The sequence below is a fragment of the Pseudogemmobacter sonorensis genome, from assembly GCF_042762395.1.
GTDB classification, from domain to species: Bacteria; Pseudomonadota; Alphaproteobacteria; order Rhodobacterales; family Rhodobacteraceae; genus Pseudogemmobacter; species Pseudogemmobacter sonorensis.
The window spans coordinates 43625-50701 of record NZ_JBEFZE010000031.1 but is presented as its reverse complement, the minus strand read 5'-3'; the positions used below and the strand labels follow the sequence as shown (position 1 = coordinate 50701).

Sequence of the window (7077 nt, the reverse complement as noted above, 5' to 3'; positions counted from 1 at the left end):
ATCAGCATCCCGTGCTCGGCCTCCGATAATTATCGAAGGCACAATGGACCCAACCCCCGGTCGGTGGGGTCCCTTTTGGACGCCGATCACCCCAGAAGCGGGGTCCTTATTCCACGCCGGTCAACAGGCTGATTTCAAGCCGCATTCCGATCGACAGCGTCGAATGGCCGCGCAGGATCAGCAGCGCCACATCGGCCTGCCGGGCCGACAGATGGACATTGTGCCGCCGCCCCAGCGCCTCGCGCAGGCGGTCGGCGATGGGCTGGCCCGAGGTGATGGCCGCCCCTCCATGCGGTGCGGCACGCCAGTGGGCCAGAAGCAGCGCCATGATGACCGGTGCGCGCCGTTCCAGCGCCTCCTTGGTGCGGGTGGTGAACATCTGGCCCGAGGATTCATCGCGCCCCATGGAAATGGTGATCGTCACCGAATCCCCGACCGGCAGAAGCACCGTTATCTCGTCGATGATGCCGATGCGCCCGTAATACCATTCGTAGTAGTGGCTGCGGCGGAAGTTGTCGGACGCCACGTCGTCCAGCCGGTAAAGCCCCGGCCCGCCCCGGTCGGTGTGGACATGGTAGATCGGGTCCAGCACATAGGCGCCGGGCAGGTAAAGCGCATCGATGAAGCGGAACACATCCGGCCCGCTGACCTGCCGCAGAAGGACGCTGGGCGTCTTGGCGCCGTCGAAGACGATGACCACGATATTGTCGAAGGCCGCGCAATGCCCGAGATAGCGCGCCAGCGCTGGCAGGAAGCGGTCGGACCTGAGGGCGGCGATGGTATCCGCCAATGCGCTGAACTCGTTCGGCATCTCATACCCCGTTGGGGGTATATACCCCCTAATATGCGCAATATAGTCTGATGGGCATCAAAGCGGGGGTATGGAATGCTTGCAACGGAAATCCTGTCCGGCGCGGTTTCAGGGTTGTCGCGCAGGGTCGGCGCGCGCGGATGAGGCGCGCCGTCGATCATGGTGCGATGCGGGCGGCGGGCTATGTCGCGCCTTGGTCTCTGCGGGCCGGAGAATCCGCCGCGCTGCATCTTTCGGCCGTCGCCGATGCGCGCTGCCTTGGTGTCGAGCGGCTGGACCTGCCCGAGCCGGCGCGGATGGGCTGGGTCGTCGCCACGCTGCAGCCCCCCGCCGCGCAGGCATTCCTGCATGGGTCGTTCCTGCATATCAACTTGGCGGATCGCGGCGCCTTGCGGCGGGTGGCGGTCGAGTTCCAGCCGCGCCGCAATCCCGGCCGTCGCCCTGTGCTGGCGCTGGCGGGCTTCGGCCTGTGGCTCGACGACGGCTGCCTGGTCGCCGCGGTTGAGGGGCGGGAGGATCTGCCGATCCTGACGCCGGACGCGGGCGCCTGGCATGACATCACGCTCGAATTCGAGGCGGCAGAGGTGACGGTCACGCTGCGCGGCCACGATCCCTTGCGCCCTGCCGGTGCTAGGGTCCGGCTGGCGGCGCGGCCGGACGGCGCGGCCGGGCTGACGATCGGTGCGCAAAGCGGCGGCAATGCCGATGGCGCGACCCTGAACGCGCGGATCGGGCGGATCGCGGTCTCGGTCGGCGATCAAGACCATCTCTGGCGGTTCCCGACCATCCTGCCGGAGGGGCCGATGCTGTCGGACCATGCCGATCCGCTGCCGCTCAACTGGGTCAACCTGCCGACCTTCTGCCTGCCCTCGCCCCGCTGGGACGGCAGCACCTTCGATCCCCGGCTTGCCCCCGATCAATATGACGCGCTGCACCTGCATGACGACGATATGGGGCCGCTCGACTGGCCCGCGACCTTTCGCGTCGACGTGCCGCCCGAGGCGCCACCCGGAATCTATGCCTTCGTGATCCGCTCCGGCGAGGCGGAGGAACGCATCCCCTTCTTTCTGCGTGGGCGGGAACGGCGCGCGCCGCTGCTGTTCCTGGTCCCGACCGCGACCTATCTCGCCTATGCCGACGAGGCGCTGCCGCCGCATCTTTTCCCATGGCTCTGCGAGGATCGCGGCCAAAGGTTCGCCGAACGCAACGGGCTGCGTTCACTTTACGACTATCACAACGACACCAGCGGCGTATCGATCTGTTCGTGGCGAAAGCCCAAGGCCACGTTGCGACCCGACTACCGCTATCCCCTCTGCGGCGATCCGCACAACCTGCCGGTGGACCTGCATTTCCTGCGCTTCGCCCGCGCGAACGGGATCGAGATCGATCTTGTCACCGACCATGACCTCGACCGCGAGGGGGCGGCGGCGCTGGAGGGTTACGCGGCGGTCGTCACCGGCAGCCACCCGGAATACATGTCGGTCGGCATGGAGGCGGCGCTGCGCGGCTTCGCGGTCCGGGGCGGCAGCATCGCCTACCTGGGCGGCAACGGCTTTGCCGCCACCGTCGCCTTCCGCGACGATCTGATGGAGCTGCGCCGCTCGCCCCTGGAGGCCGGACGGACATGGGACGCGCCTGTGTCCGAGCTTCACCTGGCCCTGACGAACGAGCCGGGCGGCTATCTGCGCGGGCGCGGCAAGGGCGAATATTCGCTGGTGGGCGTGGCGATCTCGCTCATGGGTTTCGGCACGGCGCAGCCCTATACCCGCAGCGAGGAAAGCCGCGACCCGCGTTTCGCCTGGCTGTTCGAGGGGGTGCCCGGCGACAGTTTCGGCCATGAGGGGATCGTGCTGGGCGGGGCGGCGGGATATGAGGTCGACGCGACCGACCCGCATCTTGGCACGCCGCCCGACACCGTGGTCCTGGCGCGGGCGCATGGCTTCGACGACAGTTTCTATCACGATCCCGCCCGCTGGTATGAGGGGGGCGCGGACGAGGCGCGGCTGCGTGCCTGCGCCGAGATGACGATCCGTCCGCTGCCGGGCGGCAACCTGATCTTCTCGGCAAGTTCCGTCGCCTGGTGCGGGGCCTTGCCCTTTCCGGGAAAATCCAATGATGTCGGGCGCATCACGCTCAACCTGCTGCGCAGGCTGGCAACCTTTCCTCCCGTCCGCAAAGACCACCCCCAACAGGAGACATGAAAATGACGATACCCGCGCGACGCGCCACGCTGGCGTTGCTTCTGGCGACCACCTTCGGCTTTGCCGCCCAGGCCGAGCCCCTGCGCATCGGTCTTCAGCCCTGGCTGGGCTATGGCCCGCTGTGGGTCGCCGAAGAGAAGGGCTTTTTCGATGCCGAAGGGATCGAGGTCCAGCTCATCAACTTCAACTGGGATCAGGACGTGAACGCCGCATTGGTCTCGGGCAATGTCGACGTGCAGGCGGCGGCGACCAACACGCTCATCAACCTGCTGAACGCGGGCGCGGAACTGAAGGGTTTCCTGATCCTGGACGCCGCATTCGAAGCCGATGCCGTGATCGCGGCCGAGGGCATCGATTCCATCGCCGATCTGGCGGGCAAGAGCGTGGCCTTCGAACTTGGCGCGACCAGCGACCTGCTCATCAACTACGCCCTGCGCGAGGCGGGAATGTCGATCTCGGATATCAACGTCGTGCCGATGGGGGCCTCCGAGGCGGGGCTCGCGGCCATCGCGGGCCGTGTCGATGCCGCCGTCAGCTATGAGCCCTATATCTCGGCCGCCCTTGCCGCGGGCGAGGGCTATTCGGTGATCTACGACGCCTCCGCCGCGCCGGGCCTGATCTCGGACCTGCTTCTGGCCGAGACGGCGTTCATCGAGGAAAACCGCGACACGCTGGTCGGGGTCGCCCGCGCCTGGGACGCCGCGATCAACTTCATCCGCGAGAATCCCGAGGAAGGCGGCCGGATCATCGCCGAGGCCGTGGGCAGCGACATGGAGCAGTTCACCGTCGCCTTCGCGGGCGTCCACCTCTACAATCTCGAAGAGAATGTCGAGGCGCTTTCCGGGCCGTTCCAGGAGGCCTACGAGTCGATCGGCTCGATCATGGTCGAGACCAACCCGACCGACGTGCCCTCCTATCCCGCAGTGACCGATGCGCTGGACCTGTCGGTGGTCAAAGCGGCCGCCGCCGAATGAAACGTGGGTCCCTCAGGCCGTCCCTCTTGCAGTTGAGGGCCCCGGTTCCGCGCCGACTTTATGTCGGCGCGGGCATCGCGCTGCCGCTGGCGATCCTGTTCCTGTGGTGGCTGGTCACCCATCTGGGGCTGGTGCGTCCGTTGTTCCTGCCCGCGCCGCAAGCGATCCTGGCCGAGGGCTGGCGACAGATCGAAACCGGCATCCTGTGGCGCGACGCGACGGTATCGATCTGGCGCATCCTGATCGGCTGGGCGGCGGCGACGGCGGTGGCGCTGCCGCTGGGCATCCTGATGGGAAACTACCGGCTGTTCGAAGGCGCGTTCGAGCCGCTGATCTCGACCGTGCGCTACATGCCGGTGGTGGCGCTGATCCCGCTGTCGATCCTCTGGGCGGGGATCGGGGACGGGCAGAAGATTCTCATCCTCTTCATCGGGACCTTCTTCCAGCAGGTGCTGATGATCATGAACAACACCAAGTCGGTGGACATGACGCTGATCCGGGCGGCGCAGACGCTGGGCTTCTCGAACACCGAAGTCTTGTGGCGGATCGTCCTTCCGGCCTCGATGCCGATGATCTGGGACACGTTCCGCATCACCATCGGCTGGACATGGACCTATCTGGTGGTGGCCGAACTGGTCGCCGCGCAGGACGGGCTGGGCCGCCGCATCATGGATGCGCAACGCTACCTGTCGACCGAGACGATCATCTTCGGGACGATCTTCATCGGGCTGCTGGGGCTTTTGACCGACTATCTGTTCAAGCTGGGCGGCCGCCGCATGTTCGGCTGGGCCGAGGGGCAAAGATGACACCGAAACTTGCCATCAGCGGCCTGTCGATGGCCTTCGACACCGAGGCCGGTGCGCCGCTGACCGTTCTGGACCGGATCGACCTGACCGTCGCGGCCAACGAATTCGTCTCGGTCGTCGGCACCTCGGGCTGCGGGAAATCGACGCTTCTGTCGATCCTTGGCGGGCTGACGGCGCCGACGGCGGGGCGCGTGCTTCTCGACGGGGTGCCGATCACCGGCCCGGGGCGCGACCGAGGCTTCGTCTTCCAGGGCTATTCGCTGTTCGAATGGATGACGGTCGAGCGCAATATCGACTTCGCGCTTGAGAAAAGCCGCCTGAGCCGTGCCGAACGGCGCGAGCTGGTCGCGCATTTCATCCAGATCGTCGGCCTGGCGGGATTCGAGAAGGCGCTGCCCAGGCAGCTTTCGGGCGGGATGCGCCAGCGCGTCGCCATTGCCCGCGCGCTGGTCTATCGCCCCTCGGTCCTGCTGATGGACGAGCCGTTCGGCGCGCTCGACGCCCAGACCCGCGGCATGATGCAGGAACTGCTGCTGAAGGTGTGGGAAGAGCAGCGGACCACCGTGGTCTTCGTGACCCATGACGTGGACGAGGCGCTGTTTCTGGCCGACCGGGTGATCGTGATGGCCTCGCGTCCCGGGCGGATCAAGACCGACATCGCCGTCACCTTCCCGCGTCCGCGCGCCTACGATGTGGTGACCGAACCCGCCTTCGGCGATCTCAAGCGCCGCGTGCTGCACGAGATCCGCGAGGAAACGCTCAAAGTCATGGCCCAGGAACGGGCTTGATCCGAAACGCCTGATCCGAAACGAAGGAATCCGCGATGACCCGATCCCACTCGCCTGCAGCGGGGGTGGCGCTGCACGAACTTGCCCGGATGACCGCTGACGGCCGCGCCGCATTGCTGAGGCGTCCGGGACAGGATCTCGGTCCCTATGTCAAGAAGGTTCGCCCGATTGTCGAGGCCGTCCGCGACGAGGGCGACGCGGCGCTGATCCGTTTCGCCCGCGCCTTCGACGGCGCCGACCTGACGGGCGCGGATCTCATGGCGGGCAAGGCCGAGTTCGACGCGGCCTTCGACCGGATCGATGCCGCGATGATCGAGACGCTGGAATATGCCGCCGACAACATCCGCCGCTTTCATGAAACCCAGCGGCCGCCTGAAATCAGGATGACCGAAATTCGGCCGGGCGTGCTGGTGGGCGAGCGTTTCACCCCCGTCGATGACGCCGCAATCTATACGCCGCGCGGCAAGGGCTCTTTCCCGTCGATGACGCTGATGGCCTGCATCCCCGCCGTGGTGGCAGGCGTGCGCGACCTGATCCTGCTGACCCCGCCCGGACCCGACGGGCGGGTCGATCCGGCGACGCTGGTCGCCGCGCGCCTTGCCGGGGTCGAACGGGTCTACAAGGCGGGCGGCGCGGTCGCCGTCGCGGCGGCCGCCTTTGGCACCGCCACCGTGCCCCGAACCGGCCGTTTCGAGGGGCCGGGCAGCCCCTGGGTCCTGGCCGCGAAAGAGCTGCTGCGCGAGCGCATCTTCTCGCGGCTGCCCGCCGGGCCGAGCGAGAGCATCGTCCTCTCGGATGGCAGCGTCGATGCCGAAACCGCGGCCCGCGATCTGTTGATCGAGGCCGAGCACGGCCCCGACAGTTCCGCCTTTCTGGTCACATGGCTGCCCGACCATGCCGATGAGATCCTGGCCATCCTGCCCCGCCTGCTGCGCGAGTTGGCGCCGGACCGCGCCGCCTGGGTCGGCGTGGTCCTGGGCGGGAAGGCGGGCGGTGTCGTGCTGGCCCCCTCGCCCGAAGAGGCCGCCCGGTTCGTCAACGACCACGCGCCCGAACATCTTCAGATCCTGTCCCGGGCGCCCTTCGACCACCTGGGGGCGATCCGCAACGCCTCGGAGATCCTGCTGGGGCCGCTGACCGCCGGGTCCATCGCCAATTATGTGATGGGGCCCAATGCGGTGCTGCCGACCGGCGGGGCCGCGCGCTATCACTCGCCGCTCGGGGTGGCTGATTTCATGAAATCGGCCTCCCTGGGCCAGATCAACGCTGCGGGCTATTCGGAGATGGCCCGCCACACCCGGCGGTTCGCGCGCTACGAGGGCTTTGACGCACATGGCCAGGCGGTGCCGGAGGCTCGGATCCGCATTGTCGCGGCGGGGGGATAAGCTTCGGAGTGTCGGCCTGCGGCGTCCGACCTCGCGCCCAGCCGATCTCCATCGCAACCCGTGGCCATCCGATGCGAAACGTTGACGTTCGGGCCTGCCGCCTTCAGCATCG

Annotated in this window: 6 protein-coding genes; 5 read left to right on the top strand and 1 reads right to left on the bottom strand. The window is 67.3% G+C overall.

Features of this window, described 5'->3' with window-relative positions; translation table 11 throughout:
* Nucleotides 1-106: 106 nt before the first annotated feature.
* On the bottom strand, nucleotides 107-811 hold the full coding sequence (locus tag ABNX41_RS17530; RefSeq protein ID WP_438670993.1) for a hypothetical protein: 705 nt from the start codon (nucleotides 809-811) through the stop codon (nucleotides 107-109).
* A 140-nt stretch (nucleotides 812-951) separates the two neighbouring features.
* Here ABNX41_RS17530 and ABNX41_RS17525 point away from each other — a divergent pair, with 140 nt between their 5' ends.
* From ABNX41_RS17525 to hisD, 5 genes are read left to right on the top strand one after another with little or no spacing between them, the layout of a single operon-like run.
* Entirely contained in the window at nucleotides 952-3012 is a 2061-nt protein-coding gene (locus ABNX41_RS17525; RefSeq protein WP_438670992.1) for a N,N-dimethylformamidase beta subunit family domain-containing protein, read from the top strand.
* Between the two features lie 2 nt (nucleotides 3013-3014).
* Nucleotides 3015-3986, top strand: a complete 972-nt coding sequence (locus ABNX41_RS17520) for an ABC transporter substrate-binding protein (RefSeq protein WP_438670991.1) — start codon at nucleotides 3015-3017, stop codon at nucleotides 3984-3986.
* A gap of 26 nt (nucleotides 3987-4012) precedes the next feature.
* Nucleotides 4013-4792, top strand: coding sequence for an ABC transporter permease (locus ABNX41_RS17515; protein ID WP_438670990.1), 780 nt, complete (start codon nucleotides 4013-4015; stop codon nucleotides 4790-4792).
* Nucleotides 4789-5580, top strand: coding sequence for an ABC transporter ATP-binding protein (locus ABNX41_RS17510; protein ID WP_438670989.1), 792 nt, complete (start codon nucleotides 4789-4791; stop codon nucleotides 5578-5580). Before ABNX41_RS17515 ends, ABNX41_RS17510 begins: the two co-directional genes overlap by 4 nt.
* Before the next feature lie 35 nt (nucleotides 5581-5615).
* Entirely contained in the window at nucleotides 5616-6965 is a 1350-nt protein-coding gene (gene hisD / locus ABNX41_RS17505; protein WP_438670988.1) for a histidinol dehydrogenase, read from the top strand.
* Nucleotides 6966-7077 lie beyond the last annotated feature (112 nt).

What these genes read in the sequence shown, in the direction of transcription:
- ABNX41_RS17520 (WP_438670991.1), top strand. Translation starts at nt 3,015, where the DNA reads ATGACGATACCCGCGCGACGCGCCACGCTGGCGTTGCTTCTGGCGACC.
- hisD (WP_438670988.1), top strand. Translation starts at nt 5,616, where the DNA reads ATGACCCGATCCCACTCGCCTGCAGCGGGGGTGGCGCTGCACGAACTT.
- ABNX41_RS17510 (WP_438670989.1), top strand. Translation starts at nt 4,789, where the DNA reads ATGACACCGAAACTTGCCATCAGCGGCCTGTCGATGGCCTTCGACACC.
- ABNX41_RS17530 (WP_438670993.1), bottom strand. Translation starts at nt 811, where the DNA reads ATGCCGAACGAGTTCAGCGCATTGGCGGATACCATCGCCGCCCTCAGG.
- ABNX41_RS17525 (WP_438670992.1), top strand. Translation starts at nt 952, where the DNA reads ATGAGGCGCGCCGTCGATCATGGTGCGATGCGGGCGGCGGGCTATGTC.